Origin of the sequence: Aminobacter sp. DSM 101952 (assembly GCF_001424795.1) — a bacterium.
Lineage (GTDB): Bacteria > Pseudomonadota > Alphaproteobacteria > Rhizobiales > Rhizobiaceae > Aminobacter > Aminobacter aganoensis.
The window spans coordinates 395,739-410,371 of record NZ_LMCL01000012.1 but is presented as its reverse complement, the minus strand read 5'-3'; the positions used below and the strand labels follow the sequence as shown (position 1 = coordinate 410,371).

Genomic DNA, 14,633 nt, shown 5'->3' with positions numbered 1-14,633 from the left:
CATGCCCACAAAAGAACATTTGGAAGGCCAGTGGCGTGAATGGCGCTACGCTCATGTCGCCACGATGTTCCGCCCCTATGGCTGGACCTCGCTGGTTGCCCAGTACTGGCTCGAAGCCGACGACAAGGATGTCAGCTTCGACATGTTGCCCGGCACATGGTCGGTCGAAGACGGCCGGGTCATGTTCACGCCACCGGCTTCCGGTCCGACCCTCACGGTGAATGGCAGGTATCCGACAGAGCCGGTCGAAATCATCCCGGGTCGCAACCAGACCTACGGCCACGGCAAGAGCGAGCCGGTCTATTTCGGCGTGAACGAGGTCGAGACGATCCTGCGCAGCAAGCATGACGGCCAGTCCCTCTATGGCGTGCGCGTGCGCGACCCGCGCGAGGCGACGCGCCTGGAGGACGCCGGCGTCACCGCTTTCGATTATGATCCTGCCTGGCGGGTCCCCGGCATCTACACGCCGACCGAGATCACCGACTACGAGGCCGAAACCGTGGAAGCCGGCGTGCGTGAATCGACGCCACGCATCGGCACCTTCACGTTCGAGCACAAAGGCAAGAGCTACAGCGTCCAGTTGATCGGCAAGGACACGGCGACCGGCGTGCAGCCTGTCGCGCACATTCGCGACCGCACCAGCGGCCCTGTTACCTATGGTGCCGGCCGCGTCATCGAGTTGCAGTTCGCCGATGACAAAAACAGCCGCATCGACTGGATCGATTTCAACTACGCCGTCGCGCTGCCCTGTGCCTTCACCAACTTCGTCACCTGTCCGCTGGTCCCCCGTGAGAACCAACTCGATTTCGAGGTCCTCGCCGGCGAGAAGCGTCCGGCGCAGGACATAGCGCGCACGATGACCTACCAGACCGGAACAAACGGCGCGGCCTGATACCCACGGATCGCACGCAGATGTCCATCACAGGCTGATGGACACCTGCGGACCTTCAACGCGAGCAGACGGGAGGCAACCAGCTGTCGGCCTACGGCCCGATCCAGACGGTCAATAGCCGGCCACCGGGCGTCAGGTGCCAGGAGAAAAAATGAAAATCCGCTGGTGGAGCTGAGGAGGATCGACGCATGAGTCGGTTAACTCCTTGAATTGAATGTAAATCAGTGGCATAGATCCCCGGAACGTGGGCCAAAAGCGTGGGCCAAACCGAGGGTCTTTCATGCCGAAACGACGCAACAGCGCCAGACGCTACCTTGAATTGAAGCGGAGAGTCTGGTGGTTCAAGATCGGCATCCCGGCGAAGGTCCGACACCATTTCGACGCCAAGACTCACTATCGCGAGAACCTTCAGACGGGTGACATCCGGCTAGCGATGGAGCGGCGAGATCGGGTTGAGCGCGAGGTGCAGAAGCACTTCAAGGACATCGCGGCTGGTAAGGTGGTCAGTCCGGCTGCGCTAACGGCGCGGGAGCGTGGCACTCTCTGGCGCGAGACGCTGGCAGACCTCGTGCGCGATGACGCCACCGACGCGCTCCCCGGCGAGCCCAGCCTCTACGACATCGCTCAAGACCTAGCCCAAGAGGAGGCCGAGAAGCTTCGCGGCAAGGATTTGCATGAGTTCGACGCGGCATTTGCCGGAAGGGTTCCCGTGGACGAGCATTTGGAGGCGTACCTGAAGGCGATCAGGCTTGCCGACAAGACGACCAACGAGCGGCGCGGGTTGGTGAAGCGGTTCGCCCGATGGTGCGAACAGGAGGAACTGAAGCTACTGGACATCGACCGCAAGGCCGCTGGGCGCTACGTCACGACGGCTATTGAGCCGATGGACCGCCGCACCGCAAAGAAGCACATGACGGCACTGCGGGGCTACTGGGATTATCTTACGCTCAGGGGCCATGTGCCGGGTGCGGTCATGAACGGCAAGGCGGTCGAAAGCCCGTGGCTAGGGCAGATGCTGCCGGACAACAAGCGGCGGGTAGAGCGCGGAGAGAGGGACAGCAAGGAACGCCCATTCACGACCGAGGAACTCAAGGCGCTCCTTTATGCCGACTATCCGGCGAAGAAGATCGGAACGGAGTTTCAACAGCGAATAGAGGACATGTTGCGGGTCTCATGTCTGTCCGGGCTCAGGCTGGCTGAGGTAGCAACGCTATGGGTCGAGGACATCCACGACGAGCTGTTTGACCTGAAGCACGGTAAGACCGGCTCAGCGCCTCGTACGGTGCCGATACACACTGACCTGAAAGAGATCGTGGAGCGCCGCACAAAGGGCAAGAAACCAAAGGACTGGCTGTTCCATGAGTTGGCTGGCGAGCGTGATCCCGGTGACGCTTTTGGCAAACAGTTCCGACGCTACCGACTGGCGCTGGGTGTCGATGACATGCAACCGGGGAAGCGCAGAAGTCTTGTGAATTTCCACTCCTGCCGGCGCTGGTTTGTCGCTCAGACAGAGCACCTAGGCATCCCTGAGACGACCGTTGCGGCAGTCGTGGGTCACGCCGTGGGACGCAAGGGGCAGACCTTTGGCGGTTACAACAAGGGCGGGCCGAGCGATGCACAGAAGGTGATTTGTGTCGAGGCCGTGAAGTTGCCTAAGCAGACCCAAACGGCACCCATCACGGGATGAAAGACCGTCCCCTGTAGCGCCAGCTTAGACCGCCGATGGGGGAAAGTTTGGATGGGACTGGAAGAATGCCTACCGCGCAAGTAAATATAGGTAGACGTTGGGTAGGAGGTTGAGTTGGAACTTGTCTCTCCAGAGGATTTCGCATCTCTTCCTGACGATTTGTCGGAGAAGTTTGTTGCGTTTGAGGAAATCTGTCGGCGTAACCTAAACCAAAGCATAACAAGAGAAACTCCGGAGCATTTCGATCAAATGCTTAGGATGCAATATATGACGTTGATAGCCGCCGCCGCTGAGGAGTGTGGGGTCGAAGGGTTCGACTTTCCTTGGCACATGGAGCAGCCAGCGGATGCATTTCAAACCTTCCTTCTCAAAGCTGCCGGGGCCGCCACACGGTTTCGATTGCGAGGCGCCGGCAAACTTGATGCATACTCAGTCCGCCTTGCCAACAAGACCCGAGGACGCATTGAACAGCAGATTGCGAAGTTGCGGGACGTCATTCTCAGCAGTGATCTGTCCGAGGCGCAACGCAAAGGGTTGCTGGACAAACTAAATGAACTTTCCGTCGAGCTGTCCCAGCCGCGCGTCAGGTTCGGCAAAGTGTTGGCCATTTTGGGGGTTGTTAGCGCCACCTTGATTGGAGCGAACTCGTTTCTTGCCGACGCTCCTAATGCCGTTGCCACGATCACCAGCCTGATTGGTGCCGACAAGGTTGCGGAAGATGCCGAGGCCGTGAGGCTTGGCCCCCCGCCGCAGCCAAAACCACTGCCCCCAATGCCTCGGGCTTTGCCCGCGCCAAAGAATGATCCTGCTTATCGGACAGGGAAGGAACTGGACGGAGAAATCCCGTTTTAAGAGAGAGGTAGTTTAGCCGGAATAATTTGGGACAGATTTCTCTGACCCCGATCAGATATGGGCACCACGCATTCACCCCCGTACCCCCCTTCCGTTACGCCTCAGCCCATCCTCGGCCATCTTTAGAAGGTCAGCTTTGCCCTGTGGATGCCGCGCCAGTGGCGTCGAGCGCTGCGGCTGAGACTGGACCCATGGACAGCGCGGGCCGGGGGGCAGCCCGATCAGCGATGCGGCAACGGATAGTGTTCGCTAAGGTATAGTCCAGCGGACATGCAGGTAGGTGCCCGAAATGGTGTCCGTTAGGATTGACTTCAATCTACGGACATCATATACAACGGACATAACCTCTGCGGATAGGAGGAGCCTGCCCGTGTCCAAGACCGTCTTCTATGCCCGCGTATCCACCGCCGACCAGACTCTCGATCACCAACGCACCCAAGCGGAAGCTGCGGGTTTCAAGATCGACAAGGTTGTGGCGGACCATGGTGTCTCCGGTGTCTCCACAAAGCTAGCAGAGCGCCCCGAGGGCAAGCGGCTGTTCGACATTCTCCGCCCCGGTGACACGCTCGTTGTGCGCTGGGTCGACCGGTTGGGCCGCGATTATCGTGACGTGTCGGACAGCATCCGCCATTTCATGCGGGATGGCGTGATCATCAAGACCGTCATCAATTCCATGGTGTTCGATGGTGCGACCAAGGACCCGATCCAGCAAGCCGTCAGGGACGCGCTGATCGCTTTTATGGCGGCGACGGCAGAAGCGCAGGCAACAGCGACGAAGGAAGCCCAGCGAGCCGGGATAGCGGAAGCCAAGGCCGACCCTAAGACATATCGAGGTCGAAAGCCGAGCTATGACCGGGAGACATTCGATGTGGTGACCGGGATGATCGACGCTGGAGCTGGGGCGTCGGCAATCGCTGCCACTACCAATCTGTCCCGACAAGCCATCCTGAGGATCAGAGATGACCGCGTCGGCGCGGAGAAAGCGCTAGCCCTGTGGGATATGTGAGCCTGAGGGCCATAAGTCTGTTGGCATCGGGCATCGTTCTCTGTATCGCGCCTAGTCGGCTGCTGACGTCAAGGTAGGCGTCGCCTCCCCAGGGCTCAGAGGCGCTCACAGAGGGGTCCAGCAGAGTCGCCGGCCGCAGCCGAGTCCCTTGCCTGCCTGACGGCTCCCTGCCCGCCTATGGCCTTCTGTGTGGCCGTGGGTGCGGGGTGGCCATATTGAAGAATTGGAAGCTTGCTGTTGGACCAGATTACCCCGCTCACCGTCACGACGGATGATGTCGATCAAGAACGAGATCGCCCCTTCAACGCCTATCGGTTCGCTTCTTCGGACAACGCCAAGGGCATCGTTGCGGAAGCCATCACGTCGCTTCTGGACCATGAACAGCGCGTCGGCCTGAAGAGGAACAAGCGACGCGCCAGGGATCAGGTGACATTTGACCTGACCGTGGATGCGATCCTGTCCGACCTGATGCACCATCATGTCGTCGAGTATCCCGCTGGCATCTATGTCAGGCGGTCCAATCGCATCTTGGGGACGAAGAGCCGGTATCGACCGCGAGCCTACAGCAAGAAGTTTCCTGACATTCTCGACCTCTTGGCGGAGCCGGGGTTGGGCTACGTCCTGCAGGACAAGGCGGCACCTATAGCAGGGACTCCGAGGTCGACGATCATCCGACCGGGCATGACCCTCTTGGCGGGAATGGATGATCACGGCATTGGTGCCAACGACCTCGACGAGCATCCCCACGGTGAGACCATCATCCTCAAGCGCGTGAAAGACCGGGGCGACTATTGGGATGAGGGCGGCCTGGAGGAGTACGAGGACATCCCAGTCACGGAGCGTTATCGCCGTGAGCTTGATGACATCAACCAATGGCTGGCATCGGCGGACCTCCAATACGACCCTCTCGGCATCCCTTGGCCCCACACCGCGTTCGACATCCGCGACAGGCGATTGCGGCGCGTCTTCACACAGGCGCGGTTCGACAGTGGCGGGAGGCTATTTGGCGGCTTCTGGCAGCGGTTGCGGAAGCACGAGCGACGGCAGGGGCTTAGGATCAACGGAGAGAAGGCGGTGGAGTTGGACTACGGTCAGATGGGGCCGCGCATCCTGTATGGCATGGCGGGGCATCAGCCGGCAGCCGAAGACCTCTATTCGATGTATGGCTATGGCCAGCACGAGCGGGGTGGCATCAAGAAGGTGATGAGTGCCATGATCTTTGCCGAGGAACGGCTTGAACGGTTCCCGAAAGACACCCGGAGGCTGTTCCGCAAAGGTGACAAGATTGGTGAAGTGGTCGACGCCATCGAAGCGAAGCACCCGCTCATCAAGGATTATTTCCACAGGGGTCTGGGCCACGACGCTCAATTCATCGAGAGCAACATCCTCGTCGATGTTCTCCTTGATCTTCGGGCCAAGGGCATCGTCGCTCTGCCGATCCACGACGCAGTGATGGTTCCAGCCTCGGAGGTGTCGATGGCCGAGGAGGTCATGCTACGTGTCTTCAATGCCCATACCCATGTTCAGGGCATTGTTACGGTTGAAGCCCATGAGGGGGATGTCCCATCCCTTTACTGAGTCTAGGCAACGATCATGTGGATCGTTCAGGGCACCCCAGCAGACTGATCAGTACCCTTTAAGGGGAAACCTACGGGACACCTAAGAGGGACTCGAGATTGACGAATTGGACGAAGAAGCGAGAGCGTAAGAACGAGGTCAAGGCCCGTGCTGCCGAGCCGAGCCACATGTTCACCCGCTGCCGTGTGGTCGGCTGCGACAAGCCCGCCCGTGCTGGCACCGGGGACGGTCTGGACACGTACTTCTGCAGAAAGCACTCAGACCACTACAGCCGACACGGCAGCCCCTACAAGGGCTCCTACACGGCAAAGGAGATCGCCCCACATCGCAAGGCCGCAGTGGCGTGGCTGGAGGTCAACGAGGGTGACTTGTGGGTCCGCAATGCCGTCGAGCGTGTGGAGGGGCTGTATAGGGCCGCAGGGCCACATGTCGAGGCGTTCAGGCTGCGCGGGCTCTCACCGGAAGAGCGGGCAAGAGCAGCGTGGGCAAGGCTTAGGAAGGCCAAGGTGGACCCTCGGCGAGTGGTCGCGGCTTGGCTGGCCGTCGAGTTGGTCATCCGCGCTGATCCGCAGGCTGAGATGAAGATCGAGTTCAAACAAGTCCAGGCTGCCAAGTTGGTCCACAAGCTGGCGTCCGGAACGCACAAGCGATGGGGTGAAGGGCCCGGCGCGACTGAGCTTCACGTCTACCCAAGGTCGCGCGGTCGTGTCCTGTGGCACTTGGGGATGGCATTGCAAGAAGCGACCGAACTGCTCCTCGATCACCACGACTTGCTCAGCATACTCAGCGCAACACCAGATCCACAATGAGCCCGTCGTGGTCACTCAACGCTCTCCCTTCCTGCCGCCGGGAGAACGCTGCCACGGCGGTTGCGGTGAAGTGCGCCGAGCTTGCGATGTGGCACACCGGGAAGGCGTCAAGGTCGGCATTGCACCCACGGTCCATACCTCGAAATCTCCGAGCGCAACCTGCAACTCGTCGTGGGCCTTGGTAGGGGCTGTTCGGCGCGGGAGAGCTTGATTGAAGTCACCGATGATGATGGTCGGCATGACAACCTTGCGCTCCAACAGCGGCTTCAGCGCACGAAGATAGAGGAGATGATCCTCCCAACGCTGCCGGTCACGTCGCCCGTTTGAGACATGTGCCGCAAACCACGGAATACAGATGCCGATCACGTCAACCGGGCCGAGGCTTGTCGTGGTGGTGGCACGAACGAAACGCCCGGAAGGTAGGTCGTGCGATCCAGATCGTCAATCTCGGCCCACGGATGTCGGCTCCACAGCGTGACCTTCCGCCGTCCCGCCTTAATCGGGCAACCAGCATCCCGCTGGCTAAAGATGCCGTGCCATTCATCGGCCAGGAAATCCTCGTGTGCCTCGGGACAGCAGATGATCTCGGCTTGAGCGGCGAAGAGACGATCACGGATCGCCGCACCCTGCCACGACGTCCCGCGATGCCATTGGGTGTTCCAGCAGATCACTCTCATGGCGTATGGAATGAAATTCGTGTGCTTAGCGCCCAAACTCCTCGGGTTGGGCGTGCCTTCTTTTGCCAGATCGAAACGAGTCCAGCGCACATTCTTCTCGAACAGGTGGTAGAGCCGGCAAGATCACTGGAGGGGCGGCTCATTTGCGCCGGGTCCACCCATGCACGACCTTTAGTCGGGATGGACCGATCGCTTTGAGAGCATTGACGACCCACTTGCAGTAGGTCTGACGCGGCGCGGCTGAAACCTTACTTCTCATTGCGCCATTCGTTCCCGATCGAATTGCCCTTCCTATTGGCCCAGTCGAAGACCCTCTGCTGCTCAACCCGTAGAAACTTGGTTTCGTCGGTGATTGCATATCCCAGCGCCCGGGCCGCCTCGACAAAGCCCTTCAATGTCGTTGGCTCCATATCGCCAGTTGCGACATGCTTCTGGTTGACGACGATGGCGCTGAGCAATGGCCAGCCCTTGCCGTGGGCATAGTCGATCAGATCGCCGAGATGACCGTTGACGGCATATCGCACCTTCGACCAGTCCGCGCCGCTCTCGTCGGTCAGCGCCTTGTAGGACAGGAACCGGTGTTCCGCAGCCGCCTTGCGGATCAGCTCGAACGACCTCTGGAAATCGAGACCATGCCCCTTGCGTCGCGCCAGTTCTTCTAGCGCATCAAGATAGTAGGTTTCGTTCAGCTTGCCGTTCTTGCGGTGATTGCCGACGATGTTCCGCAACTGCTGGTCGCTGTGTTCCCCGATTGGTTTTGCCATCAGCCCCTCTCTATGCAGCAGCGTAGGCTTTCCTTCCCCGCTTCACCTTCGGTGCCGCTTCGCGTTCCGCCCTGATGCGTTCTAGCAGGACGCTGGCGGGTTCATCGGTTGGGTCTTGCGGCACGAGTTCGCCCCGGAAGGCTTTGGCGAGGACGGATTGATCGAGACGGTCGATCAACCTACGGGCGCTGGTCGCCTCTGAGGCAAGCCGGTCGATCCAAGTGAACGCATTCTCCACGCGGCGAACGATCTCTGTCTGCTCGGCCTTTGGCGCTGTGGGCACCCGAATGGTGGCGAGAGTGTCCAGATTGATGTTCTTTTGGGCAGTCGCAGGGGCGAAGGCCTGTAGCTCACTGCGGGCAGTCCTCATGAAGAACTCCACATAGCTTGCATCAATTCTATCGCTATCAGGAAGGAAGCCAACCACGCTGTCTGGGAAACACGCATCGATCCCCAAAATTGCAGTCTCGGCGATGTTAGCTGCGATCGTAATGCAGACCGTGCCGACCGGCCACAGCCGGCTCTGCGCCAGTCCAAATTCACTGTACGTCTCTGAGTGCGAGGTGAGGAAACGATCCGCCTGCCTTATCTCGCCAGTTTGGATAAAGGGATAGGAACCGCCAAACAGCCGCTTGTCGTTACGAGGTCGGTGACGAGACTTGCCTCGATCTAGATCGCCAAGTTGAGGCAGTCGCTGCCATCGCCAACTGGCAGGCAGTTCGTATGGCGGTACAAACTCGCCAGCGTCGGCAAACTTACTCCTGACCTCGCCAGCTTCTCGTGCCGAGACTGGAGGGAAGTATTGTTGGTCGCGACGCCATTCCCGCGTCAGGTCGCCCTTGAACACCGCCGCCAGCACCGCCAGTTTGTATTTCTCAACGAGGCGGGGCACATGGTTGAGGTGATCGCGGGCGCGTCTGGATTTACCGGTTAGGCTGTCAATCTTCGTCACGATCCGCCGCTGTTCGGGGAGCGGAGCAATAGCCATAGGCATCGCTTTAAGATCAGAGCCTCGCAAGTTGTTGATACTTATCCCGAGAGCGACCTGCTCTACGTAGTCGCGATATGCCCGTGTCCGGGCAAATGACGATAGCCATTGTCCAAAGCCCTCAGTTCTCGGCCTCGCCACTGTGCAGAAAGCGCCGAAGGCAAATGGAGTATGCACTTCGCTGGCCGCTGCTGCTTTGCCCACAACGGTTCTTGACCCGGATGACGTCGCGAGCAAGAGATCGCCGGCCTGAAGATACTGCTCAGGCGCGACATAACTCTCCGGCACGTACACAAGATCATCGGCAATGATCTGACCATCGGCAATGTTGTTGGCACGCAAAATCGGGATAAGGCCAACTGCGGGTGTCGAGGAAGCGTCCGCTTTGTTGTAAGTCACCCCCCGCACTGAAGCGAACAAGTCGTCCCCTGTTGCGATCTCCCACCCCTCCGGCAACTCACTCATTCCGCCGCCTCCGCAACGGCAACGACTTCGTCGACGCTATCCGGCTCCAGTTCCTCAGACAGCGCCTCGATCTCCTCCAATGCAGCCTTGAGGTGGCCTATGATGGCAGCGGCAATGTCCTCCGGTTCGGTCAGGCTCTCTTCGGCTTCAGCATCCGTGTCGCGCAGCCATGCAATGTCGAGATTGTCGTTGCGGTCGGCGATGGCATCGCGAGTGAACTTGCGCCAGCGCCCATCCTCACCCTGCTCCAGTCGGTCGGCTTCGCCATTCGGATCAGTGCCATAAGCTATCTCGAAAGCGGAGAAATCGGCCACGGTGAGCGGACGGGTTTTGCCGAAAGCGGGCATGTTGGCACGCATGTCGTAGACCCAGACTGCGCTGGTGTTGCCCTTGTCGGTGTTGCCGCGCTGGAAGAACAACACATTGGTCTTGACGCCCTGCGCATAGAAGATGCCGGTCGGCAGGCGCAGAATGGTGTGCAGGTTGCAAAGCTCCATCAGCCACGTGCGCAAACGTCGTCCTGTGTTGTCCTCAAACAGCACATTGTCGGGAACCACCACCGCAGCACGACCACCTGGCTTCAGGGCACGCACGATGTGCTCCACAAAGGCAAGTTGTTTATTCGAAGTGTCCGCCGTCACTGAGAAGTCGGAGCGTGTCGGACGCCCGCCGCCCTTCTTGGTCCCGAACGGTGGATTGGTCAGGATTAGGTTGGCCTTCGACAGTGTTTCGCCATCGGGCGACAGCGTGTCGATGTTGTCCACACCGCCCTCGATACCGTGCAACAGCAGGTTCATCATGCAGAGCCGGTGTGTGTCGGGCACAAGCTCCGCCCCGACGAAAGCATTGTGCCGCTGGAAGAACGCTTGCGCCTCCGGCAGCTTGTACAGATCGTCGGTGTGGTCCTTGATGTAGCGGTCGGCGGCAACGAGGAACCCAGCAGTACCGGCCGCAGGATCCTGCACGGTCTCGCCGGGCTGCGGCTTCATGAGGCGCACGATAGCGTCAATCAGCGGGCGCGGCGTGAAGTATTGTCCGGCACCGGATTTCTTGTCAGAGGCGTTCTTCTCCAGCAGCCCCTCGTAAAGGTTACCCAGCCCTTCCTCGCGGGCCGAAAACCAGTCCAACTGGTCGATGTTGGAGGTCAGCGCCTTGAGGTTGGTCGGCTTACGAAGGCGAGTCTGGGCGTCTATGAAGATTGCGCTCACGAGAGTGTCTTTCGCCTTGCCGAGGTCCAGCAGCATGGCCTTGTAGTAGTCCAACTGCTCCATGCCCTCGCGTTTGGCCAGAACGCCCCAGCGATAGCTATCAGGCAGACGGTCCTCCTTGCCGGTCTCCTCAAGCATCTTCAGGAACAACAGGAAGGTCAGTTCGGTGACGTACTCGTTGAAGGTGACGCCATCGTCACGCAGGACGTTGCACAGGCCCCAGAGCTTGGCGACGATGTCGGTGGTGATGGTCATCAGGCGGTCTTCTTCCACATTTCTTCGTTGATCCCGGCGAGGATGCTTTCAAGCTCGCCGCCGAACACCTTGTTGAGCCGGTTGAACCCTCCGTCGGCGCTGAAGGGCTCCCTGTCAATCGCTGCGCGGTCCACGACAACCTCTTTCTCGATCTGATCGCCAATGCGCTTCAACCAGCGTTTCTGCGGCTCGGTCCATTGGCGGCTCGTCATGATGCTGCGCATAGCGGAGCGCACACGGTCCTCATATGGTGTCAACGGGTCACCAAGGGCGGCCTGACGGACGAAACCGATGATCGACGCAGCGATCTCTTCGTTCTTCGCATCGGCCCACGCCCGGCGCAGATTGGCCTCGGAATAACCCTTCCGGTCTAGCGCAAGGCGAAGCTCCTTCAGATCGGCACGGGTCAGGTCGCGGGGACGCTGTACGACCAGCTTCAGCGCGGCAATGGTGTTGATGTTGTCGCGCACGAAGGCGGAGAAACCGTCGAGGAAGTCTTCGGGTTTATCCGCTTTGCCATAGCCGCGCGAGACGGCGACAACCTCATCGGCATGATGCGAGATCGGTACGAAGCGAGGGTTCTCGCCGTCCGTTTGCCAGTCGAGGATAGGGCCAATGGCTGCGCGACCCTTCAGCCAGGCCGCAAGTGTTACAGTATCTCCGGCCAGCAGACGCTGCAGCATCGCCTCCGGTGTCTCGCCCGCGACTGCCTCAAACCGCTGACGGGCCTCGTCGGGCAGCTTCTTCAGACGGCGTCTCAGTTTGACCGCAAGCTGTTCGCGGATCGTGTCGCGGTGATGATGGTCCGTGGCCTCGGTCATTTCGCGCACGAGCTGCTCGAAGCTGATCGCCGGATTGACCACGACAGGCTTCATGTCGGTCAGGTTCTGCAGGTGTGGATAGAGGTCCACGGCGTCGAAGATGCGGAACACCTCCTTGCCGATCTCGGGACATTGGCGTGTGGCCCGCCCTATCATCTGCTCGTAGAGGATGCGGCTGTTGACACGTCGCAAGAAGACCAGATTGGTGATCTTCGGCACGTCGATGCCGGTGGTGAGTAGATCGACGGTGACGACGATTTGCGGATTGGCGTCATTGCGGAACGAACGGATGAGGATCTGCACCTTGTCGACGCTCCCGGTGATCTTCTTCACCGCCGCATCGTCGATCTCGCCATAGGCATCGGCGAATGCTTTCTTGATCGCGTCGACGATGATGTCGGCATGGGCGTCGGTGGCGGCAAAGATCAGCGTCTTGCCGGCTAATGCCGGGTCGATATGCCTGGCCAGTTCCTCTGCCACTACTCGATTGAACTCTGGCGTGATGACCTGTTTGTTGAACTGATCGACTTCGAAGCGGATTTCGTCGGGCAGGACCGCAGTGTTGATCTCGCCGGTCTCGGGTGCCAGGTATTCGACCTGCTCGCCCTCGGCGAACCCAATGCCTGCCCGCGCCAAGGCTGTCTCGATGCGGATTGGTGGCTCGTGGTCGATCAAATAGCCGTCGATCACGGCCTCGCGGTACGAATATCTGAAGATCGGCTCGCCAAATATGTCGGTGGTGTGCAGCGCTGGCGTGGCCGTGAGGCCAATCTTCACGGCGTCGAAGTACTCCAGCACACGGCGGTATTTGGAGATGTAATCGTCTTGTCCTCGGAAGCTGAGTTCCGCGTCGGACATTTCCCGGTCGAGCAGATAGCCGCGATGGCACTCGTCAATGACCATCAGGTCATACTGATCGACGGGTGGTGCTTCCGACGTGTCAGCGGCAAACAGCACCCGCTTGACTAGCCCCTGAATGGTGCAAATGTGGACCTTCGTTTCCAGTTCGGGGGTCACGTCCTCAAGCCCCTTAAGCCCGAAGATTTCGGCAAAGGTCTTGCCCGACACCACCTTGGTGGTCGAGAACTCACCCTCAGTCTGGTGCCCGAGGGCGCTGCGATCCACTACAAAGCAGATACGCCGGAACCGTTTGGCCGACAGCAGACGATAAAGCAGGGCAATCGCCAGCTTGGTCTTGCCGGTGCCAGTGGCCATTGCAACGAGCATAGATCGCTGTTCGGCAGATAGGGCGGTCTCAACGGCACGAATGGCCCCTTCCTGATAGGGGCGAAGCGGAAAGCCGAACTCGAATGGCTGGCCCTTCAGTGCAGCGGTGGCGGCATCCTGATCGACCTCCAGCAAACCTGACAATCCGTTCGGTGTTGGCCAGTCCACCAGAGCGCGGCGATGATTGGCACTGCGACGGGTATCGCGGAACCAGATGCCGCTCTCAGTTTCGATCTGCTTGAGATAGGACCGGCCATTGGCCGAGAAGACGAAGGGGACCTGATGCTCTGCCCACGGCCCTCCAGCGGTCACGAAGTCTGATGAGGATTTGATCCCGACGGAATAGCGTTCGGCCTGATCGATGGCCGCCGAGACGTTCTTGCGCCGTCGCTTGGCCTCCACAACCCCCACGAACATGGTGCCGACGAAGAGCGCATAATCGGCGGGACCGTTGGCGGTCGGCCATTCGGCGATCGCAACGTTGCGGCCCTTGGCGGGCCGGACACCTGCGCTATGGCGCAACGTCTTTGTGTCGGCTTCCCAGCCGCGATCCCGAAGCTGTTGGTCGATCAGGGCGCGGGTTTCGGCCTCGTCCAGGTCGAGCTTGGCTGCCGCTTCTTCGCCGCGCTGAACGAGTTCCAGAACATCAGCACGCGGCGCTGCTTCGGCTGCGGCTTGCAGGCTGGCAAGCTTAGCCGCGAGCGCTGCCTTCTCAGTCTCGTTCTCCTGTGCGAGTTGCTCCCATGTTGCGCGATCGTCAGCCTCGCGCTTGAGCCGCTCTTCCAGCGTTTCACGGACGAGAACCTGTTCCTCCGCCTCACGACGAGCAGCAACGACGGCGTCCTCGCTCTCAGCGACTTTCCGGCGCAGCGCCTCGATCTCATCCCTTAGTGGTGCGGTGGCGTCGACAGGTTCCGGCGGAGGGGCGAAAGGTCCGGGATTGAAGTTGGGCTGCTTGCCATAGGTTCGGTGGAACCACACGCCCAGGGAACGCGCAAACTTCAGGGAGGTCAGCGCGTTGGCATGGTTGCCCTCCGCTTCATGCACTGCTGTATTGCCGGTCTTGCGCAGTGCGTGGAAGAGATCCGCGACTTCCTTCGGGATGAGGCGCTCATAGGACAGCCGGCGCAGCGTCTCCTCGAATGTCTCGCGCTCGTTGCGATAGGCAGCATTGCGAGCGGCGATAAGCTTGGCCATCAGTTCAGCGAACTGCCGCAGCTTGACGATTGCGGTGGATGGATCGTCGCGGAAATAGCGTTCGGCTAGCCCGCCGAGCGTCACCAGTCTCGTGTCGTGAACTGCCAAGAAATTGAAATTGGACGTCGTGCCGCTCATTGCTCCCCCAAAGCAATGTTGCATACTTTCTCTAAGGGGCAGTCAAGTTCGGAAATCAAGCGTGGGCCA

At 60.0% G+C, this 14,633-nt stretch carries 11 protein-coding genes; 6 read left to right on the top strand and 5 right to left on the bottom strand.

From position 1 onward, the window contains the following. Position 1: 1 nt before the first annotated feature. The 6 genes from ASC75_RS12070 (at position 2) to ASC75_RS12045 (ending at position 6,824) form a co-directional block, all read left to right on the top strand. Positions 2-892 carry a DUF1684 domain-containing protein gene (locus ASC75_RS12070; protein WP_244487813.1) on the top strand — a complete coding sequence of 297 codons (891 nt, stop codon included), beginning with the start codon at positions 2-4 and terminating at the stop codon, positions 890-892. Between the two features lie 280 nt (positions 893-1,172). Continuing rightward, positions 1,173-2,579, top strand: a complete 1,407-nt coding sequence (locus tag ASC75_RS12065; protein ID WP_055975066.1) for a tyrosine-type recombinase/integrase — start codon at positions 1,173-1,175, stop codon at positions 2,577-2,579. Between the two features lie 114 nt (positions 2,580-2,693). After that, positions 2,694-3,431, top strand: a complete 738-nt coding sequence (locus tag ASC75_RS12060) for a hypothetical protein (protein WP_156381213.1) — start codon at positions 2,694-2,696, stop codon at positions 3,429-3,431. Positions 3,432-3,801: 370 nt separating this feature from the next. Continuing rightward, a complete protein-coding gene (locus tag ASC75_RS12055; protein WP_055975480.1) occupies positions 3,802-4,437 on the top strand; it encodes a recombinase family protein in 636 nt (211 codons plus the stop codon). Positions 4,438-4,674: 237 nt separating this feature from the next. Further along, on the top strand, positions 4,675-6,015 hold the full coding sequence (locus ASC75_RS12050) for a hypothetical protein (RefSeq protein ID WP_055975476.1): 1,341 nt from the start codon (positions 4,675-4,677) through the stop codon (positions 6,013-6,015). A gap of 98 nt (positions 6,016-6,113) precedes the next feature. Next, complete coding sequence (locus tag ASC75_RS12045) at positions 6,114-6,824, top strand: hypothetical protein (RefSeq protein ID WP_055975058.1); 711 nt, start codon at positions 6,114-6,116, stop codon at positions 6,822-6,824. A 362-nt stretch (positions 6,825-7,186) separates the two neighbouring features. Here the strand turns inward: ASC75_RS12045 and ASC75_RS12040 are convergent, their stop codons facing one another. The 5 genes from ASC75_RS12040 to hsdR all read right to left on the bottom strand — a co-directional run bounded on the left by ASC75_RS12040 (position 7,187) and on the right by hsdR (position 14,564). Further along, positions 7,187-7,591: a hypothetical protein gene (locus tag ASC75_RS12040; RefSeq protein ID WP_156381212.1), complete on the bottom strand. Its 405-nt coding sequence runs from the start codon at positions 7,589-7,591 to the stop codon at positions 7,187-7,189. A 158-nt stretch (positions 7,592-7,749) separates the two neighbouring features. Then, on the bottom strand, positions 7,750-8,265 hold the full coding sequence (locus tag ASC75_RS12035; protein WP_055975053.1) for a hypothetical protein: 516 nt from the start codon (positions 8,263-8,265) through the stop codon (positions 7,750-7,752). A gap of 10 nt (positions 8,266-8,275) precedes the next feature. Continuing rightward, the gene (locus tag ASC75_RS12030) at positions 8,276-9,718 is read right to left on the bottom strand and encodes a restriction endonuclease subunit S (RefSeq protein WP_055975050.1); all 1,443 of its coding nucleotides are present in this window, start codon (positions 9,716-9,718) and stop codon (positions 8,276-8,278) included. Next, the gene (locus tag ASC75_RS12025; RefSeq protein ID WP_055975047.1) at positions 9,715-11,181 is read right to left on the bottom strand and encodes an N-6 DNA methylase; all 1,467 of its coding nucleotides are present in this window, start codon (positions 11,179-11,181) and stop codon (positions 9,715-9,717) included. Before ASC75_RS12025 ends, ASC75_RS12030 begins: the two co-directional genes overlap by 4 nt. Continuing rightward, entirely contained in the window at positions 11,181-14,564 is a 3,384-nt protein-coding gene (hsdR, locus tag ASC75_RS12020) for a type I restriction-modification system endonuclease (protein WP_055975044.1), read from the bottom strand. The genes ASC75_RS12025 and hsdR overlap by 1 nt, the downstream gene beginning before the upstream one ends. Positions 14,565-14,633 lie beyond the last annotated feature (69 nt).

Bases quoted from the DNA above. Each gene is read 5' to 3' on its own strand.
- ASC75_RS12025 (WP_055975047.1), bottom strand. From the start codon at position 11,181: ATGACCATCACCACCGACATCGTCGCCAAGCTCTGGGGCCTGTGCAAC.
- ASC75_RS12035 (WP_055975053.1), bottom strand. From the start codon at position 8,265: ATGGCAAAACCAATCGGGGAACACAGCGACCAGCAGTTGCGGAACATC.
- ASC75_RS12030 (WP_055975050.1), bottom strand. From the start codon at position 9,718: ATGAGTGAGTTGCCGGAGGGGTGGGAGATCGCAACAGGGGACGACTTG.
- ASC75_RS12065 (WP_055975066.1), top strand. From the start codon at position 1,173: ATGCCGAAACGACGCAACAGCGCCAGACGCTACCTTGAATTGAAGCGG.
- ASC75_RS12070 (WP_244487813.1), top strand. From the start codon at position 2: ATGCCCACAAAAGAACATTTGGAAGGCCAGTGGCGTGAATGGCGCTAC.
- hsdR (WP_055975044.1), bottom strand. From the start codon at position 14,564: ATGAGCGGCACGACGTCCAATTTCAATTTCTTGGCAGTTCACGACACG.